Source organism: Acinetobacter sp. BY419 (assembly GCF_019038395.1).
Taxonomy (GTDB): Bacteria; Pseudomonadota; Gammaproteobacteria; order Pseudomonadales; family Moraxellaceae; genus Acinetobacter.
In genome coordinates this window covers 23,264-42,191 of the sequence record NZ_JAGFXZ010000020.1, presented here as the reverse complement: position 1 = coordinate 42,191, position 18,928 = coordinate 23,264, and the positions used below count along the sequence as shown (strand labels likewise).

14 protein-coding genes are annotated in these 18,928 nt (G+C 43.4%); 5 read left to right on the top strand and 9 right to left on the bottom strand.

Features of this window, described 5'->3' with window-relative positions:
- Positions 1-65 precede the first annotated feature (65 nt).
- Positions 66-575: a hypothetical protein gene (locus KUG37_RS09275; RefSeq protein WP_216937500.1), complete on the top strand. Its 510-nt coding sequence runs from the start codon at positions 66-68 to the stop codon at positions 573-575.
- 49 nt (positions 576-624) lie between these two features.
- Here KUG37_RS09275 and dusA read toward each other — a convergent pair whose 3' ends face one another.
- From dusA to aspT, 3 genes are all read right to left on the bottom strand, one after another.
- Entirely contained in the window at positions 625-1,632 is a 1,008-nt protein-coding gene (gene dusA / locus KUG37_RS09270) for a tRNA dihydrouridine(20/20a) synthase DusA (protein ID WP_216937530.1), read from the bottom strand.
- Between the two features lie 818 nt (positions 1,633-2,450).
- Complete coding sequence (locus KUG37_RS09265) at positions 2,451-4,052, bottom strand: bifunctional aspartate transaminase/aspartate 4-decarboxylase (protein ID WP_216937497.1); 1,602 nt, start codon at positions 4,050-4,052, stop codon at positions 2,451-2,453.
- A gap of 54 nt (positions 4,053-4,106) precedes the next feature.
- Positions 4,107-5,792, bottom strand: a complete 1,686-nt coding sequence (gene aspT, locus KUG37_RS09260; RefSeq protein WP_216937495.1) for an aspartate-alanine antiporter — start codon at positions 5,790-5,792, stop codon at positions 4,107-4,109.
- A 962-nt stretch (positions 5,793-6,754) separates the two neighbouring features.
- Here aspT and KUG37_RS09255 point away from each other — a divergent pair.
- Positions 6,755-7,399 (top strand): HEPN domain-containing protein, encoded by a 645-nt coding sequence (locus KUG37_RS09255; RefSeq protein ID WP_216940393.1) that lies wholly within the window; start codon positions 6,755-6,757, stop codon positions 7,397-7,399.
- Between the two features lie 13 nt (positions 7,400-7,412).
- Here KUG37_RS09255 and KUG37_RS09250 read toward each other — a convergent pair whose 3' ends face one another.
- On the bottom strand, positions 7,413-8,600 hold the full coding sequence (locus KUG37_RS09250) for an MFS transporter (protein ID WP_216936692.1): 1,188 nt from the start codon (positions 8,598-8,600) through the stop codon (positions 7,413-7,415).
- A 982-nt stretch (positions 8,601-9,582) separates the two neighbouring features.
- Between KUG37_RS09250 and KUG37_RS09245 the strand changes: the two genes are divergently transcribed.
- Genes KUG37_RS09245 through KUG37_RS09235 form a run of 3 tightly spaced genes read left to right on the top strand, consistent with a single transcriptional unit; the run spans position 9,583 to position 12,494 of the window.
- On the top strand, positions 9,583-10,710 hold the full coding sequence (locus tag KUG37_RS09245; RefSeq protein WP_216936693.1) for a Re/Si-specific NAD(P)(+) transhydrogenase subunit alpha: 1,128 nt from the start codon (positions 9,583-9,585) through the stop codon (positions 10,708-10,710).
- 11 nt (positions 10,711-10,721) lie between these two features.
- Entirely contained in the window at positions 10,722-11,045 is a 324-nt protein-coding gene (locus KUG37_RS09240; RefSeq protein ID WP_004281642.1) for a proton-translocating transhydrogenase family protein, read from the top strand.
- Between the two features lie 3 nt (positions 11,046-11,048).
- Positions 11,049-12,494, top strand: coding sequence for an NAD(P)(+) transhydrogenase (Re/Si-specific) subunit beta (locus KUG37_RS09235; protein WP_216936694.1), 1,446 nt, complete (start codon positions 11,049-11,051; stop codon positions 12,492-12,494).
- 340 nt (positions 12,495-12,834) lie between these two features.
- On the opposite strand, the gene rsfS is transcribed toward KUG37_RS09235, so the two are convergent.
- From rsfS to KUG37_RS09210, 5 genes are all read right to left on the bottom strand, one after another.
- Positions 12,835-13,242 (bottom strand): ribosome silencing factor, encoded by a 408-nt coding sequence (gene rsfS, locus KUG37_RS09230; protein WP_216936695.1) that lies wholly within the window; start codon positions 13,240-13,242, stop codon positions 12,835-12,837.
- Positions 13,243-13,323: 81 nt separating this feature from the next.
- Positions 13,324-14,112: a hydroxypyruvate isomerase family protein gene (locus KUG37_RS09225; protein ID WP_216936696.1), complete on the bottom strand. Its 789-nt coding sequence runs from the start codon at positions 14,110-14,112 to the stop codon at positions 13,324-13,326.
- A gap of 39 nt (positions 14,113-14,151) precedes the next feature.
- Positions 14,152-15,021, bottom strand: a complete 870-nt coding sequence (locus tag KUG37_RS09220; protein WP_216936697.1) for an NAD(P)-dependent oxidoreductase — start codon at positions 15,019-15,021, stop codon at positions 14,152-14,154.
- Between the two features lie 37 nt (positions 15,022-15,058).
- On the bottom strand, positions 15,059-15,847 hold the full coding sequence (locus KUG37_RS09215) for a crotonase/enoyl-CoA hydratase family protein (RefSeq protein WP_216936698.1): 789 nt from the start codon (positions 15,845-15,847) through the stop codon (positions 15,059-15,061).
- A 106-nt stretch (positions 15,848-15,953) separates the two neighbouring features.
- The gene (locus KUG37_RS09210; RefSeq protein WP_216936699.1) at positions 15,954-18,761 is read right to left on the bottom strand and encodes an ATP-binding protein; all 2,808 of its coding nucleotides are present in this window, start codon (positions 18,759-18,761) and stop codon (positions 15,954-15,956) included.
- Between the last annotated feature and the right edge of the window lie 167 nt (positions 18,762-18,928).

The window sequence follows — 18,928 nt, the reverse complement described above, 5'->3', positions numbered from 1 at the left end:
CAAAGATAAAAATACTGCATATATAAACTATAAGCAGGAAGTGGAAAGAAAAAGAGTGGGGCGCTATGAAAAAAATCATGATGTTATGGATGGTCGCCTGTCTGGCTGGGTGCAGTTATTTTGTCTCAATGGATGAACTGGCCAGAAATATCCAAACGCAGATGCAACGTGAACTTAATTCCAATCAGGATTATCAACACTATCGTTTTACCGTGAAAAAGGTCAAAATTATCCAGCGTCAGGGCAATCAGTTTCAGGCAGTTTCTCATCTGAATTATCAGGGTGAGGAATATCCAATCCATGTGAAAGTCTTTCAGGTAGATGGCGGCTATAGCTGGTCGATTGAAGATGATGCCTTTGCTTTTATCGATGAGATTGAAATTGAAAAGTATCGCCAGCAGCTGGACCTGGAATTACAGCAACTGGCCTCAGCTTTAGATGGCCTAGAACCCGCAGGTGAGCCAAAAGAACAGCAGCTCCCTCTGATCACTCCCGTGGCTGAACCAGCATTACACAGCGTTTCTTATCGAGAAGAGCCGATTCCAGTCGGCAATATCACTGCTTATACACAATAAGCAGTGCATAGTCTCTATAAAAAAGCACCGATGATCGGTGCTTTTTTATTTAGGATTCAACCTGCTGCTGTTCACGTAGATAATCTTCTGTACGCTGCATCGCTTCCTGAATATTAAACAGCGCAGTTTCCACATCTTTCAAGGTTTTGGCGTTGCCACCACTCAAGGCCTGGCGCCACTTACGTGCACCTGGCAAATTCTGGAATAGACCTAAAATATGACGGGTAATAATTGAGAGTGGTGCACCCTCTGCCATTCGCTGGGCAATATAAGGCAACATCTGCTGCATAATGTCAAAACGGTCTGGTGTATCCAGATTCCACAGTTGACCCAGTTCAGCCAGTAAGTAAGGATTATGATAGGCTTCACGACCAATCATCACGCCATCTACATGTTTGAGATGTTCCAGCGTTTCGGCATAGGTTTTAATTCCGCCGTTGATCTCGATCAGCAGATCAGGACGATCCTGTTTTAAACGATAGACATCTTCATAACGTAGTGGCGGAACATCGCGGTTTTCTTTAGGCGATAGGCCTTTTAATAAGGCAATGCGTGCATGCACGATAAAATTATTGCAGCCGGTTTTGGCTACGGTATCGACAAAATGCAGCATCTCTTCATAAGAGTGCATATCATCAATCCCGATCCGGTGTTTCACCGTAACTGGAATATCCACCGCATGCCGCATTTCAGCAATACATTCTGCAACTAAATCAGGCTCTGCCATTAGACAGGCACCAATTTTATTATTCTGCACCCGATCGCTCGGGCAACCCACATTTAAATTGACTTCGCTATAGCCCCAGTCCTGTGCCATCTTGGTACAGATCGCGAGATCTTTTGGATTTGAGCCGCCGAGTTGCAAGACGATGGGCTGTTCTTCCGCATTAAAGTCCAAATGACGTTTGGCATCACCATAAATGATCGCACCTGTAGTCACCATTTCAGTGTACATAATGACATTCGGGTTAAACAGGCGGGCAAAGAAACGATAGTCTTTGGTCGTCCAGTCCATCATCGGTGCGACACTGATTCGTGGAGATTGAGTGGTTTCAATGGGATTAGTGAGAGTCATTAAAAAATCATGCCTTTAATCATGGTGGTGCAAGCTGCAAAAAATCTATATTTAGATAGAGGATGCAGTTTGCATTTAGCGCCAAATTTTACACCATAATTCAAAAATAATTCATGCTATAAATTGCTCAAGGTGATTGGAGGTAAAAGAGCATTGGAAAGTGTTAATTAAATATCATGACAGCTTCGGGATCAACCGGAAAGCTAGTCTTGCTGAGAGGGAACTCAAAAAGTAAACAGACTTGAGCGGGTAGGTGTATAAGAAATAGAGGAGAGAAGGCCTAAGGGCAGGACTAAAGAGAAAATACAGAAATATATTTATATAAATTAATAGCTTGTATATAAATCACCATAGATCTTAAATTAAAATCAGTAGCTTTGGCTGGGTATAATCATTGAAGTGAAGTGCATTCCATCTGTTTTTTAAACCATGTACTTCAGCTTCTAAACGAAGAACAAGATGTGTAGTGTAGCGGAAGCAAATTATTATTTGATATAAATTCTTATTAAAATAGATTCATTTGCTGGTGCGGCTTATAGGCCGCCCAGAGTTATCACTCTTTGCTAAGTTGACTGGAGTCAGAAAATGGCTCATAGGAAAGCATAAAGTTTCTCTGTTATTTATTAAGTAAGCCCTAAAAGATCATTGAGGTCTTTTAGGGCAGATATAAAATATTATTCTTTGCTAATTCCTGCTCGCAATTTCAGTCCACTCGGAGCAAGGATTTACTAAAGAATCAGAAACATGCTCTAGTTAGATTCTTGGATCCTGATATGGGCTTAGCCTGCTTCATTCAAATATTATTTTTTCTTTTTACCCTCTTTTTTGTATTCTTCATAAGCTTCAGCAGCCAGATTACTTAAAGACATACCTATCGCAGCATATTGATATTCATTCAAGTTTGCTAGTGATGCACGGGCTGAAGGGTGTTGAACACCAAAACCGGAACCAGGTAGAAGTACCACACCAGTTTCATCAGCGATTCGGAACAACAGTTCAGTTGGATTTTTGTTTTTCATGATCCAGTCTGCAAAGTCATCACCGTATAAAGTACGTGCAGTATTTTCCAGATTTACCAGCGTGTAGTAATCCACACTATTTGGGTCTTGGGGAACTTCTACCCCCAGTTGTCGATACAGTGCTGCATCCCGTTCACGTACGACCGATTGAACAGCTTTTTTATAGTTTTGACGTGAATCCATCATATTAAACAAGGCAAAAAGGACCATCTGTACTTGCTGGGGGGTGGATAAGCCTGCAGTATGATTTAAGGCTACATTTCGACTATCTGCCACCATCCGGTCAATCAATTTGATACTTGCCGGATCAGTGGTAATTGAGGAGTAGCGTTCTGCAAGTTCCTTTTTATCCTTGGTGGACAGTGCTGCAATTTTTTGATCCAGAATATTGTTTTTGGTGAGTGCAATGACGCCCAGACGCCAGCCCGTTGCTCCAAAATATTTTGAGAAGGAGTAGACCAATATGGTGTTGTCAGGACATATTGCAAATAGTGAAGTGAAATTATCCGCAAATGTTCCATATACGTCATCAGTCAAAATAATCAGGTCAGGACGTTTCTTGACAATATCTGCAATAATGGCCAGTCCTTCATCATTTATTTTCACTGAAGGTGGATTACTTGGATTGACCAGAAAAAATGCTTTAATGGATGGATCTTCTAATTTACGCAATTCAGATTCCGGATACTGCCAGTTAAGCTCAGGATCAGCCTGGATCATGACTTCCTCAAGCTGATAATCATTAAGTTTGGGAATTTCAATATAGGGGGTAAAAATAGGCGTACCCAAGGCAATACGGTCACCATTTGAAATTATCTTGTTTTCTTTTAATGAGTTAAAGATATAGGCCATTGCAGCAGTACCCCCTTCTACTGCAAACAGATCCAGTCCTTCTTTCGGCATACTCTGGACACCCATTTCACGAAGTACATATTCTTTAATAATCTTTTCACTGATTCTGAGCATTCGGTCAGGAACAGGATAATTACAGCCTAGAATACCTTCGACCATTTCAAGCAAGAAAGCGTCTGCATCCAGTCCCAGCTGGTCACGTACATAGGAAATTGCTTTACCTAGAAAAACGACACCAGGTTTATCGCGATTTGCTAAAATAAATTGTTCAAAGCGCGATTGTAATCCTTGTGAACGTGGAAACCCGCCTAGACCTTCAGGCATATACGAAAATGAAAATTCTGACTCAGTTGCAGAAAATAAACCGAGTTGAAAAAAGGCACGCCGTGGAACAGTGGCAAGAAAATTTGGATTACCACGGCCTGCATTCAGCATCATGCGATCCGTGCGGCTGGTTGCCAATGCAATCAGTTCATCTTTAAGTTCAAATGGACTGAGTTTTGAGTATTTTGAATAATCAACGTTTCCCATGGGGAATCTCCAAAATTATTGTAAGCTGGATCAAATTAAAATTTATTTGTGTATTTAAGCCAGCGCCACAATGAGTGGACCAAGCAAGGTTAAAAATACATTGGCTAATGCATAAGTAATGGCAAATGGAACGGTTGGGATAGAGTTCCCGGCTTTATCCAAAACCGCACCAAAAGCAGGGTTGGCACTTCGGGCACCTGATAATGCTCCGGCCATTACTGCGACGTTGTCATAACGGAGTATATAGCGGGCAAAAAACATGGAGAGAATGAGTGGAACCACTGTTATCACGACTCCAATCATAAACAGGGATAGGCCACTTTGCATAATCGTATGATAGGCCTGCAAGCCAGATTCCAGACCTACGGCCGCCACGAAACCGGCCAGACCTAAATCTTTGAGAATTTGAGAGGCAGCCAGAGGCATATTGCCTCGTACCTGATTGCGGCTATGCAGCCAGCCAAACAATAAACCGGATAAAAGTGCTCCTCCGCCTGCACCTAGCGTTAACGGCATGTTGCTAATACGGATAACAATTAAACCGATTAACAGACCAACAACCAAACCTAGGCCATGGAAAACCCAATCTGTTTTTATGCTTTGGGATATAGCACGACCACCCTCTTTGACCATCCGGTCAAGATCATTTTTTGTACCATAGACAGTAATGACATCTCCTTTACGAAGAACAGTATTATCATCCATGGGTACTGATTCATTATTTCTTTTAATTCCAATCACATAAACACCATGTTTTAGATACTCTGGGGTGTTAGCCCTCACATCTCCTAGGGTGCGATTGATGTATTTGGAGTTTCTGAGAATCATATCCGTGGTAGACATGACTATTTCCATGCCTTCGGAGGATTCCAGTTCAGTCCCGATATGTTGAGCAATTGAAACGACACCCGCTCTACGACCAATCACCAGAATAATATCATCTGTCTCGAGCTTGGTTTCTAGAGAGGCATCGATAAATTGAGTGCCGCGTTTAATCCGTTCAATGGTAATGTTGGGGATTTTTGACTGAAGCTCTGCAATTGTTTGTCCTGAGGCCTGCTGGACTCTATAAATACGCCCAACAATTTCAGGCATGGCCGGTTCCTGCCCAGGCGCCAGTTGATAAGCACCTTTTAGCTGTTCAGCTTGAGCCTTGAGCGCATCATCACGAATACTACGGCCCATAAATTTTGGCACGGTACTTGCGCAGATAATGATGGCACCGAGTGACCCGAAAATATAGGTTAATGCATATCCAACCGCGACATTTGACTGAAGCTTCTGGATCTCCGCGGCAGGCAAGTCGAGACGGGAAATTGCATCGCCTGCTGTACCAATAATTGCCGACTGGGTCAGTCCGCCTGATGCCAAACCTGCTGCCATCCCTTTATCTAGGTGGAAGATTTTTGCCATGATGAGCACGGTAGCCAGTCCGCAAACTGCCAAAAATACCGCTAACAGAACTTCTTTCATAGATTTTGGTCCCAGCGATTTAAAAAACTGTGGACCACTTTCAAAACCGACTGCATAAATGAACACTGCGAAGAGTATGGCTTTGACGCCATTATCAACAGTTACACCAATAAGACTGAGTACAGCGGCAGCAAGCAATGAGCCAGCAACGCCGCCAAGCTGGAATTTACCGAATCGAAATTTACCAATCCAAAAGCCTATTGCCAAAGATAAAAACAATAGAATTGAAGGGCTTTGACTTAATTCATTTTGTATCCATTCCATCATTTTATAGACTCACTATAAATTGTGTTAATTGATCTATTTTTTTTGATTTGATATATTTGTTTGTGACTTTATAAAAATATTATGCTTGATTGAGAAAAATGCAAATCATGTTCTTTTATATTGAACTTAATTTAATCAAATATTTAGTGTTTATAATATTTTTTTTAAAGAAGTTTTTGAGGTTTAGTTACATTTTGGAACAAAATATGATTTTTATGTAAGTATATATTTTATTTAATGAAAATATTATTTTATTTAAACTTGGTTTTATTTAATTTTTTTAAAACTTTGTAATTAATAATCTTTTTTGAAAAGTGTTTTAAGGTCAATATGTTATTTTTCACATATTAAAGAGTAATTGTTACTATATATTTAATCCTGGTATTATTTGGAATTTAAAAATAATTTATTTTTAATGAATATTAACTTAAATGTTCATTAATTTTAATTCTTGGTGTAAGGTGGTTTTCTTATATTAGGTTTTAATTTTTATATTAAATTGTGGTGTGTATTTTTGATATTATAAACGTTTATTTTATTGTGACGAAAATAATATAATGAGGGGTTAAGTTAGATTAATTCCCGAACTATTTATTTTAGATAAGGGGGTTTAGAAATATTATCTGAATAAGCCTATATAGTTCTCACGCTCAAAAATCAGTTTAAAGCCTTATTTATTGTTCATTTTCAATACACTTTCCATTTATGCTTTTTCGAAAAAAGAGGAAAAAATAATGCTTTGGTACCTGGTAGGTACGGCTGATGTACTCGTACCGAATTGCTGATATTAAAAAAAAGAGGGGGAGGAAAATAAAATTAAAAAACAAGCCTAGTAGGGCGAGCTTCCTGTTGAGCTATGACAATGTCAGCTAAAAATGAAATTGGAATTCCCAGTCATTTCTCAGTGGTATATTTTAATAGTGAGAGAGGAATAAAAAACGCCATAAATAAGGAGAACAATGATGCTGTTACTGGAGGAAATTTACAAAAGCTATAAAGCACAAAATTCGGCACATTTTAATTTAAGAATTCATCGTGGAGTGAGCTGGTTTAAAAAATCACTGGAGCTGGATCGAGATCTGGATTTTAAATTTATCAGCTTGTGGATCAGCTTTCAGTCTATTTATGCAGAGGAGGGCGATCTGATTCAGGGGCAAGACAAGTTACATCAATTTTTAGAAATACTTTGCCATAACGATACAGAGCAGAAAATCAGCCATATTGTCTGGGAAAAATATAGCCAGCCGATTCATTCACTATTAGATAGCTCATATTTAAATCAAAGCTTTTGGGATTATCGCAATCAAAAAATTAGTCTGGAAAACTGTCAGGCAGTACTTGAGAATCAGAAGCAACAAATACAGAATGCCTTGCAGGAAAAAAATTCAGTTGAAGTTCTAAAGCTGTTATTTGATCGTTTATATACCTTACATCATCAGCTCATACATGGCGGCATGACCTGCCAAAGTTCATTGAACCATAAGTCATTCGAGGAAAGTTGCCGAATTCTGGCAGCATTATTGCCAGTTTTTATCTGTATTTTATTGGAAAACTCAAAAACGCTGGATTTGAATAAGCCCTATTATCCGGCAGCGCAAGTCAGCTAAATAGGATTAAGCATCATGCTAACTTCCGTGCATGATGCCATTGATCCAGCAGGATGAATAATGTAGCAAATAGAGCCAGCCCGAGCCCTGCCAGACAGGTCATGCTCCATCCACCATGATGCCAGGCGTATACGCCTAAGGCCGAACCACAAGCTCCCCCAATAAAGTACAAGGTCATGTAGAGTGAGTTCACCCGTGATTTGGCATCCGGGCGCAGGCGAAAAATTACGTTCTGGTTACAGCTATGAGTAATTGCGAGTCCGAGATTAATGAGTCCATAACCCAGAATATAACTGAGCAGCGATACCGCACCAAAATATAGGAACAGCCAGCTCCCAATCAGGATAGAACAGCCGACCCAGCTTAGGGTTTTGATATGGCCACGATCGGCCCATTTCCCAATTACTTGTGTGGAAAGTGCACCAAACACTCCCACCAGTGTCACCAGACCAACCATAACATCAGAAAGCTGAAAAGGTTCTTGGGTCAGCAGCAGAGCGATGGTCGAGAACAACATGCTCATGGCAGCAAAAGCGCAGGCACCTGTAAGTGAACGCAAAACCAGACGCGGTTCCTGCTGAAGTAATTGTGCCATGGATCTAAAAATCGCTGCATAGCTGATTCTTAGACGCGGAAGACTCGGCAATTTTCCTCTTAAATAAAAACTTAAAGCCAGCATGCTGATGCCACTGACTATGTAAATCATTTTCCAGTGAAACAGATCCGACAGTAATCCAGCGATACTGGTCGAGAGCAGGATACCGACCAGCAAGCCGCTCATCAGGAAACCTACCACTTCTCCAGTTTTTTCCGGTTTGACTGCCATGGTGGCCAAGGGAATCAGAATCTGCGCAGCCACAGAAAACAATCCGGCAATGATAGTACCCACCCAGAGCATCGGCAGGTTCACCGCAGCGGCACAAATAAATAAACCTGCCGCCGCACCCAGCATGAGAAAGGGAATCAGCTTGGTTTTATTTAGTATGTCACCCAAAGGCACAATAAACAGCAGACCCAAGGCATAAGAGATTTGAGCAAAGGTGACGGTGAGCGCCACTTGTGATTCAGGCACCTGATAATATTGCTGAATCGATGAAATCAGCGGCTGGCAATAATAGTTGGCTCCGGCACATAAACCGCATGCAATCGCCATCAGCCATAATAAAGGCTTATTTTGACTAATATCGAGAGGCGTGTTCATGGCGCTAACCTTGTCTTAAGACCAGAAGAATTTAAATGAGGAAGGAGAATAATGTCGGAATTGAGCGCACTATAGGCTAGAAGTTAATGTTTTAAAAGTAGAGAAATATTTCCAGCATTGATAATGCTCAGGACTCATGCAGCTTAAATAAAGAAGTAATTTGCAACGGAAAGCATGTGTGAATATTTACAGGATTTATTGTCTGTTCATGAGGGAGTCGCGTTTTTAAAGCGCATCTCCCTGCAGGAAGAACAAAAAAAGAGTAATAAGGTCCATAAAGTTGAATATTTACTCTAATTTTTTTGCCCAAATTTGGTGCAAAAACTGGATTTTTAATTTTTAATCAGGTTCCGGATATTAATATAATAAATAGTCCTCAATGTTTTTTCTTCTTCTTTATCTGAGGGTTTGAGACCTGAGTCTTATAAATTTTTGGAGATTATTTTTTGTCAGATGCATCAATTTTCTCTGCTAAGGATCCTCTTAAAACAAATTATATCATTACATAAAATACGATTTTAGCATCTAAAATCAGTGCTCTTGCTTGAGTGCTAAATTTGTCAGAAAAGTCAACAATAAAAAAATGGCTGGGCTAAAGCGCCGCTATCTGTAGGGATTAGATAGATTCAAAATCTGCGCATGTACCTAGAAATAAGGTAATAATTGTCAGAATGATCAATGTAACAAAATAAATCGGAAATCTGTGCCTGTTTAATACAACAGAATCTGGGTATTTCATTCAGCGGAATGAATATCGTTTATAAAATAATCAAATATAAATATTTGGCGTATTTAAGCCATCTACCATGACAGCAGCATTTTTATGAATCATCAGTTCAATATATAGGCATTTATTAAATAAATAGTAGGTAGTAATTTCAAATAGTTTGATTAGAATCCAAAAATTCAACAAAAACACATCCTGAGGGGAAGCATCGTTTAAGCGATGTTTACTTAAGAAAAATTAGCTTGAGGAACGCTCATGCAGATCGGAATTCCAGCCGAAACTGTTGTCGGTGAAAATCGCGTCGCTGCGACGCCAGAGACAGTAAAGAAATTGATCAGCGCAGGACATAGCGTGATTGTCGAACGTGGTGCAGGGCTTAAAGCTGCCTATATCGATAGTGCCTATGAACAAGTTGGTGCCAAAATTACGGATGATGCCTACACCGGTAGTCAATTGATTTTAAAAGTTCGTGCACCCAAAGGTGAGGAAATTCAAAAACTCAATCCGAACACCACCATCGTGGCGATGTTTGATCCTTACCGTAATACTGAGCTTGACCAATTCGCGGCACAAAACGTGTCTGCATTTGCATTAGAACTTTTGCCACGAACCTTGTCTCGTGCGCAGAACATGGATGTCTTGTCTTCTCAAGCCAACCTTGCAGGATACAAGTCGGTGCTTTTGGCCGCGGCTGAATACCAGCGCATGTTCCCGATGCTGATGACTGCTGCGGGTACGGTCAAACCGGCTCGTGTCGTAATCATGGGTGTAGGCGTGGCGGGTCTGCAAGCGATTGCAACAGCAAAACGGTTAGGTGCCATCGTTGAAGCCACAGACTTGCGTCCAACCGCCAAAGAGCAAGTGGAGTCTTTAGGTGGTAAATGGCTGGATGTACCGATGTCGGCTGAAGAACAGCAGAAAGCGGCTGATGCTGCCAAGAATGGTTATGGCTGGATGCCGGGTGAAGAATACATCCGCGATCAGGCTGCAATTGTTGATAAGGCAGTGTCGAATGCTGACATCGTGATTACCACAGCGCTTTTACCAGGCCGTGATGCACCTCGTTTAATCCGTGCTGAAACAGTTGCGAAGATGAAACCGGGTTCAGTCATTTTAGATATGGCAGTTGAATCGGGCGGTAACGTTGAAGGTTCGAAATGCGGTGAAACTGTACATACTGAAAACGGTGTCAAAATTCTCGGTATTCCAAATATCCCCTCAACTGTATCGACTGAAGCATCGGCTTTATATGCACGTAACGTATTTAACTTCGTTGAAACGTTATTTGATGCCGACAAGAATTTTGTACTGAATCCAGAAGAAGAAATTCAAAAAGCCCTACTTGTCACTCATGGCGGCCAAGTGCTGCTGAAACGTGGTTAAGGAGAAGACTCATGGTTGAAACAATTACGATTTTTGTCCTTGCCATTTTCGTAGGTTACTACGTGGTGTGGGGTGTAACACCAGCATTGCATACGCCGTTGATGGCAGTAACCAATGCCTTGTCCTCGATCATTATTGTCGGTGCGATGATCCAGACCGTTGGTTTGCCGGTGATCGGCGTGGAAGGCAGTGTCGATTTCCAGACCATTAACGTGGTGAGTGTATTGGGTGCAATCGCGGTGTTCCTGGCCAGTATTAATATTTTTGGTGGCTTTGCAGTGACTGCACGCATGCTGGAAATGTTTAAACCTAAGCAAAAGAAAAAAGAGGGTTAATCCATGGAAATGATTCGAGAATATGCGGATTGGTTCTACCTGATTGGTGCCGTTCTTTTTATCCTGACGTTACGTGGTTTATCAGGCCCTAAAACTGCGATTCAAGGCAACCGTTACGGCATGATCGCCATGGCGATTGCAGTATTGACTACTTTCTTCGTTGCAGACAATCCGGTGGTCTGGATGATCATTGGTGCAATGGTACTGGGTGCAATCGTGGGCATTGCCCGTGCACGTACCGTACCCATGACCCAGATGCCAGAAACTGTAGCCTTGATGCATTCCCTGGTGGGTTTGGCTGCGGTGTTGATTGCAGTTGCAGCAATTATTCACAACAACAAATTGATCGAACTTGGTCCAGACCTATTGGCTGCCAATGGCGTCAATTTCCATGCAATGAGCCGTGTTCATCTATTTGAATTGTTCGTGGGCTGTTTTGTCGGTGCGATTACCTTTACGGCATCAGTTTTTGCTTACGGTAAACTGGCTGCAAAGAAATGGGCAAAAACCATTTCTGGTACATGGGTAAAACCAGTCCAAGCGATTATCTTTATTGCAATGTTAGGTTTTGGTATTCACTTCTTCCTGACCGGTGATATGACATCGTTCTGGGCAATGACTGCGCTTGCACTGGCATTCGGTTGGGTATGGATTGCACCAGTCGGTGGCGGTGATATGCCGGTGGTGGTTTCACTACTTAACTCATTCTCGGGTTGGGCTGCAGCAGGGATTGGTTTCACGCTTGAAAATAACATGCTGATCGTTGCAGGTTCACTGGTGGGTTCATCGGGGGCAATTCTGTCTTATATCATGTGTAAAGCCATGAACCGTTCGATCATCAATGTCCTGTTTGGTGGTGCGATGGGCGGTACAGCGGTTGCAGCAGCAGATGCAGGCGATAAAGCGCCACGTAACCATCGTTCAGGTTCTGCAGATGATGCGGGCTTCCTGATGTCGAATGCAGACAGTGTGGTGATTGTGCCGGGTTATGGTATGGCACAAGGTCGTGCACAGAATGCAGTTAAAGAGTTGGCTAACTTGTTGAAAGAACAGGGCGTGACAGTACGTTTTGCGATTCACCCGGTAGCAGGTCGTATGCCAGGTCATATGAACGTATTGCTTGCAGAAGCCGACGTACCCTATGAAGACATTTTAGAGATGGACGAAATCAACTCCGACTTCCCGGCAACAGATGTGGTATTGGTAATTGGTGCAAATGACGTGGTGAACCCTGCGGCAAAAGATGACCCAGCATCACCAATTTATGGTATGCCGATTCTGGAAGCACATAAAGCACGTACCATCATGGTAATCAAACGCTCTATGGCGACCGGTTATGCAGGTCTGGACAATGACTTGTTCTATAATGACAAGACCATGATGATCTTCGGTGATGCGAAAAAAGTGGTTGAAGACATGACCAAAGCCATTAATGGCGGTGGGCACTAATTAGAATCCTCTTAAGTTCCCCTTTTTTGTAAAGAGGGATTAGCGGAAATTATAAAAAATAAAAAAACCACCTTCGGGTGGTTTTTTTATACATGGATAGAAGTCAGATTGTGGGAAATTGATACATCACTCAATGCCATGAACAAAGGCGACTTTAAAATAAATCCAATAATTTAAAATAATATAACGCCCTCAAACGATTGAGCTTAGATATCAAAATAATTTTTATAGATTGAATCTGGAACGGCTCAGGCACGACCGGCAGCAAAAATATAGCGCATTCAGAATTTGAAGACATAAAAAAGCGACCTACACAGGTCGCTTTTTTTAATATTCGATTTTACGCTACAGAGTTTGTTTCTGCAGGATTGCGCCATAAACTTTCTAGGTCATAGAATTTACGCGCTGTTGGAAGCATGCAATGAACCACAACATAACCGAGGTCGATGAGGATCCATTCAGCATCACGTTCGCCTTCAATACCAAGCGGGCGGAAGCCAGCTTTACGTGCTTCTTCAGCAACGTTATTGGCCAGTGATTTGATATGACGTGTCGATGTACCGCTTGCAATGACCATAGCATCAGCCACATTACTGATACCGCTGACATCAAGCTCAACAATTTCTTTTGCTTTTACATCTTCAAGTGCAGCATGTACGACTTTTAAGCAGTTCTGTACAGCCTGAGAATTTGAATTCATAGTAAGATCGTGAGAATTAGAAGCGCTGGGCGATGGTTCTAAATTCATGGGGTGTGTAATTTCCTAACAATTATGCATGGTCTAATATAGCGGTTTTAGTCCGGAATTTCAAATGAAGCTGCAGCCCACTCAGTCATGCTCAGCAAAGAACTCGGCTTTCCAGCCAAAGGAATCATTGGAATGCCCGTTGGGTTTATACTCGGCAGCGACATATCCTTGGTATTGGCTATGTTTTAACCACTGAAATATATCATGATATTGAATACAGGCTGTATTGGGTTGATGCCGCCCCGGACAATCCGCAAACTGGATATGACCAATCGAGGCAATATTTTCTTGCAAAGTTTCCAGTACATCTTCGCCCATCATCGCCATGTGGTAGCAGTCATACTGCATTTTTAAAGCCGGATGATGGGCCGCTTCCAGCATTTCCTGTGCTTGTGCAACATTTTGAATTAAAAAACGTGGCATATCGGTGCCATTGATCATTTCAAAGACCGGTTCAATTTGATGTTCAACCAGCATTGAACAGGCCATTTTCAGATTACTCGCCAGCGTATTCAGGCAGGGCAACAGGTCACAATCCAGAGGCTGTTTTCCTGCCAGAATATTGACCCGGGGGACATTCAATGCCGTGGCATACTGGATGGACTGCTCAATAGCATGACGGAACTCGATTTCCCTTCCTGGAATGCCGGCCAGACCATCACCACCCTGCATTAAATCACCTGCAGGAACATTGATCAGACATAAGTTCAGCTGATGGGTGCTGAGCAGGTTTTGAATCTGCCCAATACCGAGCTCATAAGGAAACTGGATTTCCACATGATTAAAGCCTTGTGCTCGAGCCAGTGCGAAGCGTTCAATGAGTGGCACTTCAGTAAAAATCATTGACAGGTTGACAGCGAGTTTAATCATGTATTTCTCTTAAATATTCAAGATTGCATAAATCAAGTGTTATGTATGTTTTAGCTGCTGGATCACAGTGGCCAGATCAGCTTCGGCAAAGCCTTGAGCCTGATGGGCTTGCAGTTGTGATAAGGCCTGAGTCGCGACCGGAACATCCAAATCAAAGCTTTGGGCCAGTTGCACGGCATTATTCAGATCTTTAGACAAGGTCTGTACTTTCCATTGCACCGGTTCAAATGTTTGCGTGGCCATACGCGGTGCCAGAATCTGAAAAGGCTTGGAGTCGGCAAAACCACCGGCCAAGGCAGGTGCCAGTAAGCGGGTATCTACCCCAGCAAGGTCCGCCAATGCTACTGCTTCCGCGATCAAGGTACTATTGGCCGCGACAATCAGCTGGTTACAGATTTTAGTGGCCTGACCAGTACCGGTATCGCCCATACGGGTGACGCGCTGTGAAAGTGCGGCATAGATTGGATCAAGATGTTCAATCGTTGCGGCATCACCACCGGCAAAAATCACCAGACTGCCTTGTTCAGCACCGACCGTCCCTCCTGAAACCGGAGAATCAATCCAGGTCACCTGTCTGGCCTGCGCTTGTACAGCAAGTCGTTGGGTCTGCTGTACCGAAAGGCTGGAGAAATCGACAATCACTTGATCAGTGACTAAATAGGGCTCGATCTGCTCAAAGACTGATTGCACCGCATGATCATCTGCCAGACAGGTGAGAATCACCGGATAATCGGCAATCTGGTTTAAAGACAGTGCAGTCGCACCCAAATCCAGCAAGGGATGACAGGCAGCAGGAGTACGGTTCCAGACCGCTACCTGAAACCCTGCCTCAAGCAGACGCGTGGCCATGCGAGTGCCCATTAAACCCATGCCTAAAAAGGCAATTTTAGTATCGCGATTCAACTGCATACTTTCTCTTATTCCTTACTTTAACTCAGACTCGATTTTATTTATATTGGCGTGGCACAAACTGGACCTCTGGGTTCTTGTCTTTTTTGCGGGCCAGCTGGCTGTTTTTACCTAGCAGTAATTTGAGCTGCCAGATTTTTTCCATACGCAGGGATTTGTTCGGACGGTGCTGCATGGCATCCAGCACAAATTTAGAGGCCATCAAGGCATCTGGAGAGCGTTGCAGCATTTCCTCAGCCAAAGCTTGTGCTCTTGCCAAAGGTTGTTGATCGACATGGGTGATGAGACCAATCTCTTTGGCATACGCACCATCAAAAATCCGGGCAGTTAAAGTTAGCTCTTTGGCCAGATCAATACTAATCAAGCCTTTCAGAGAACGGCTGAGTCCCATGTCTGGCACCAGTCCCCAACGGGTTTCCATGATCGACATTTTAGTATCAGGGTGTGCAATGCGTATGTCTGCGGCCAGAGCAAGCTGCATGCCGGCACCAAAACAGAATCCCTCTATTGCAGCGATCACGGGGACAGGCAATTCCTGCCAGACCAGAAAAGCTTTTTGAAACAGACTCTGACCCGGACGAATCAGCTCCCAGGCAGCATAGGCACGATTTTTAGGATTATTTAAATCTGCCAGATCAATACCGGCACTAAAGACCTGAGCTTCGCCGGTTAAAATCACACAACGGATACTTTTATCTTTTTTGATTTTCTGCGCAGTCGCGACCAGTTCGCGCAGCAGGGCAAAGCTCATGGCATTGCGTTTATCGGGACGATTCAGTGTAACAGTGGCAATGCCCTTATTTTTTTCCAAGCGCACAAGTGACATGGCATTCTTCCTTATTTTTACCTGTTCTGAGCATAGCATGCAGCCTTGGGGCTTGCATGACAGCCCAGTCACACTTCTTCAGTCATGGACTGAGCAGCTTCAGCGTTTAATTCAAATGTTGTCTCAAAATTTGCTGGGCGGCCTGTTCAACTTGTTCGACCACGGCCTTGAGTTCATCAAAATATTTCAGCACATCCTGGACAAAACTTTCGTCAGCCTTGCGACGTTCTTTGCGCAGGGTTGAAACGAACTGTTCAAAGCCGCCCATGACTTTCTGCAAAGTCGGTGCGCCGACATAGCGGGTTGCGCCGTATAAACGGTGTAGCACATGTTCCAGTTGCGGGAAATCTTCCAGTTCAATCAGTTGCTGCATTTCAGTGAGTTCATCGGCAAAACTGTCGACCAGCATGCGCAACAGATCCACCGCCAGATCTTCCTTATTGGCTGCCAGTTGCAGGCTTTGTTGCCAATCCAGAATATTCGGATCCAGTGCATCAATGACATGCGCCCGTTCCAGCACCGGAAGCCGTTTAAAATGCTCAGTGGTCCAGTGCGTCAGAATCTGCACAATCTGCTCGATCTGAATAGGCTTGGTGACATAATCATCCATACCGTTTTGCAATAATTTATGTTTTTCATCAGAAAGCGCATGCGCCGTCAAAGCGATAATCGGAAGGCGGCTATGATTTTCAAAGGTGGATTCCAGCGAGCGTATGGCACGGGTGGTATCGATCCCCGACATGACGGGCATCTGAATATCCATAAATACCAGATCAAAAGCCGGCTGTTTCTGCTCATAACGGCGCTGGATGATATCAATCGCTTCCTGTCCACTCAAAGCTTTGGTGGTAGTCACACTCAGTTCGGCAAGTAGCGCTTCCAGAACAATCAGGTTGGGTAAATGGTCATCGACGACCAGAATATGCAGGCCTTGACCATTAAAATCCTCATGATATTCCTGGTCGAAGACAGGCTGATTGCCGAGTAACTGAATCAGCGCGCTGCGACTTAAGGGCTGATGCAGGGCACGGGCACGATGGTCGTTGAGCATACTCGGATCCAGCTGCATCTGGTAACCATATACGGCCAAATGCCCCTGATAACGCGAACGGATCTCGCGTAACAGGACTTCACTGTCGCCACTATGATCCACGATTAGCCAGGTGTTCTCTGTATTCTGTAAATGATTTAGACGGCTAAACAGATCCAGAATCGATGCACATTCAACATGCTTGACCTGATAATTTTCCAGATAATGACGCAATACATTTGCTGTTGCCGGATGCGCAAGATAAGACACCACAGTCAATTCGCTAAAATCTGGATGCTCAATCACGGTATCTTCATCGACCAGGAACTGCGCAGTAAACCAGAAAGTTGAACCTTTTTCGGTCGGGGCACGTTCCTGGTTGTCTTCAAAGCCAATCTGGCCATGCATCAGGCTGACCAGCTGCTTGGAAATGGCCAGACCGAGACCGGTACCGCCAAACTGACGGGTCACCGAGGTGTCACCTTGCGAGAAAGATTCAAACAGCTTCTTACGGTCGGTACCACTTAAGCCAATGCCGCTGTCCTGCACGCTAAAATGTAAAACACACTGCTCAACACCATCATGTTCTACACGTGCCCTGACGATGATTTCTCCATCTGGGGTGAACTTGATCGCATTCGAAATCAGGTTGGTCAGAATCTGTTTAAAACGTAAGGCATCACCAATCACGTGTTTAGGCACGCTGTCTGCATAGTAGAACGCCATATCGATATGTTTTTGCGCGGCCAGTGGCGACAGCATGTCCATTACATCAAAGATGGCCTCTTCCAGATCGAAAGGGGCGGTTTCCAGTTCCAGTTTGCCGGCATCAATTTTGGAGAAATCCAGTACATCGTTAATCAGCGCCAGCAAATGCGCAGAAGATTTACGAATGGTCTGCAAGTACAGGCTTTGCTCATTGCTGAGATTGCCCTGACGCAATAATAGGTGAATAAAGCCATCGATACTGTTCAGCGGGGTACGCAATTCATGGGAAATATTGGCCAGAAACACTGACTTGGCCTGGTTGGCCGAGATTGCCTGATCACGTGCCTGACGATAGGTAATATTCTGTACTTCTAAGGTATCGAGGGTACGACGCAGGTCATCTTCGGTCTGTTCAGTATGTTCACGCAGTTCCATAAAGCTGAAATGCAGACGTTTCACCACATTGGCGATATCACGTTGCAATAAGCGCAGCTCTCCGGTGCTGTTAATCACCATATGCTGGCCGAGGGTATCGGCATTCAGGCGTTGCAACTGCATGCGAATTTCATACATCGGGGCAATCCAGCGCCGTGAATAGAAATTCAGACAGAGGAGCAGCAATAATAAAGTTAGTAATCCGGTCGCAATCAGTACGATTAATACCCGGTAGCGGGCAATCGCCAAGGGCTGGTTATCCAGTTCAATTGCCAGCCAACCCGGAGAAAAACTGTTTTCATTTACTTTAATGGCATAGATATGATTGTCTTTATATAGAATCGGACCAACAAAATTGCCACTTTTCTCAAAATGAGGCCAAGGCGCCTGTTCCTGAAAGCCGATACCCAAAAGGCTTTTGCCATTCTCGTCCAGCACCGCTGCCCGCACCAGATGCTTTTCATTCAGCATGTTTTGCATGGCACTGTGGGCCTGGTCAAATTGCCATGGGTACAGGCTCAAGATATCCAGCGCATATTCTGAAGTGCCTTGAAATCGGGTCAGGATCGCAATAGCCATCTGCTTTTGCTGTGCACGCGCGGCATTCGAGGTTTCAGTCAACACCAGCATGGCGCCGACGCAGGCCAAAATGGTAATCGGCACAAAAATGAGCGCAATCAGTTGTCCATAGGCATGATTTAAGTGTAGGCGTTTAAACAGCTTTTTGTTGATCGTTGACATGATTTAAGCAGTATTTTCATTATGCTTGGCATATTAGCATGCTTTAAATCCACAGTTAAAATTTAAGCATTATTTTTATAAATGTTTGGATTAAGCGCTAAAATATACATGATATTTCAGTCAATTTTGCTCAAGTTAAACAAGAGTAAAGAGCCGGGGACTGCAAT

Bases quoted from the DNA above. Each gene is read 5' to 3' on its own strand.
- KUG37_RS09275 (WP_216937500.1), top strand. From the start codon at position 66: ATGAAAAAAATCATGATGTTATGGATGGTCGCCTGTCTGGCTGGGTGC.
- KUG37_RS09265 (WP_216937497.1), bottom strand. From the start codon at position 4,052: ATGGGAAACGTTGATTATTCAAAATACTCAAAACTCAGTCCATTTGAA.
- aspT (WP_216937495.1), bottom strand. From the start codon at position 5,792: ATGATGGAATGGATACAAAATGAATTAAGTCAAAGCCCTTCAATTCTA.
- KUG37_RS09255 (WP_216940393.1), top strand. From the start codon at position 6,755: ATGCTGTTACTGGAGGAAATTTACAAAAGCTATAAAGCACAAAATTCG.
- KUG37_RS09250 (WP_216936692.1), bottom strand. From the start codon at position 8,600: ATGAACACGCCTCTCGATATTAGTCAAAATAAGCCTTTATTATGGCTG.
- KUG37_RS09245 (WP_216936693.1), top strand. From the start codon at position 9,583: ATGCAGATCGGAATTCCAGCCGAAACTGTTGTCGGTGAAAATCGCGTC.
- KUG37_RS09240 (WP_004281642.1), top strand. From the start codon at position 10,722: ATGGTTGAAACAATTACGATTTTTGTCCTTGCCATTTTCGTAGGTTAC.
- KUG37_RS09235 (WP_216936694.1), top strand. From the start codon at position 11,049: ATGGAAATGATTCGAGAATATGCGGATTGGTTCTACCTGATTGGTGCC.
- rsfS (WP_216936695.1), bottom strand. From the start codon at position 13,242: ATGAATTTAGAACCATCGCCCAGCGCTTCTAATTCTCACGATCTTACT.
- KUG37_RS09225 (WP_216936696.1), bottom strand. From the start codon at position 14,112: ATGATTAAACTCGCTGTCAACCTGTCAATGATTTTTACTGAAGTGCCA.
- KUG37_RS09220 (WP_216936697.1), bottom strand. From the start codon at position 15,021: ATGCAGTTGAATCGCGATACTAAAATTGCCTTTTTAGGCATGGGTTTA.
- KUG37_RS09215 (WP_216936698.1), bottom strand. From the start codon at position 15,847: ATGTCACTTGTGCGCTTGGAAAAAAATAAGGGCATTGCCACTGTTACA.
- KUG37_RS09210 (WP_216936699.1), bottom strand. From the start codon at position 18,761: ATGTCAACGATCAACAAAAAGCTGTTTAAACGCCTACACTTAAATCAT.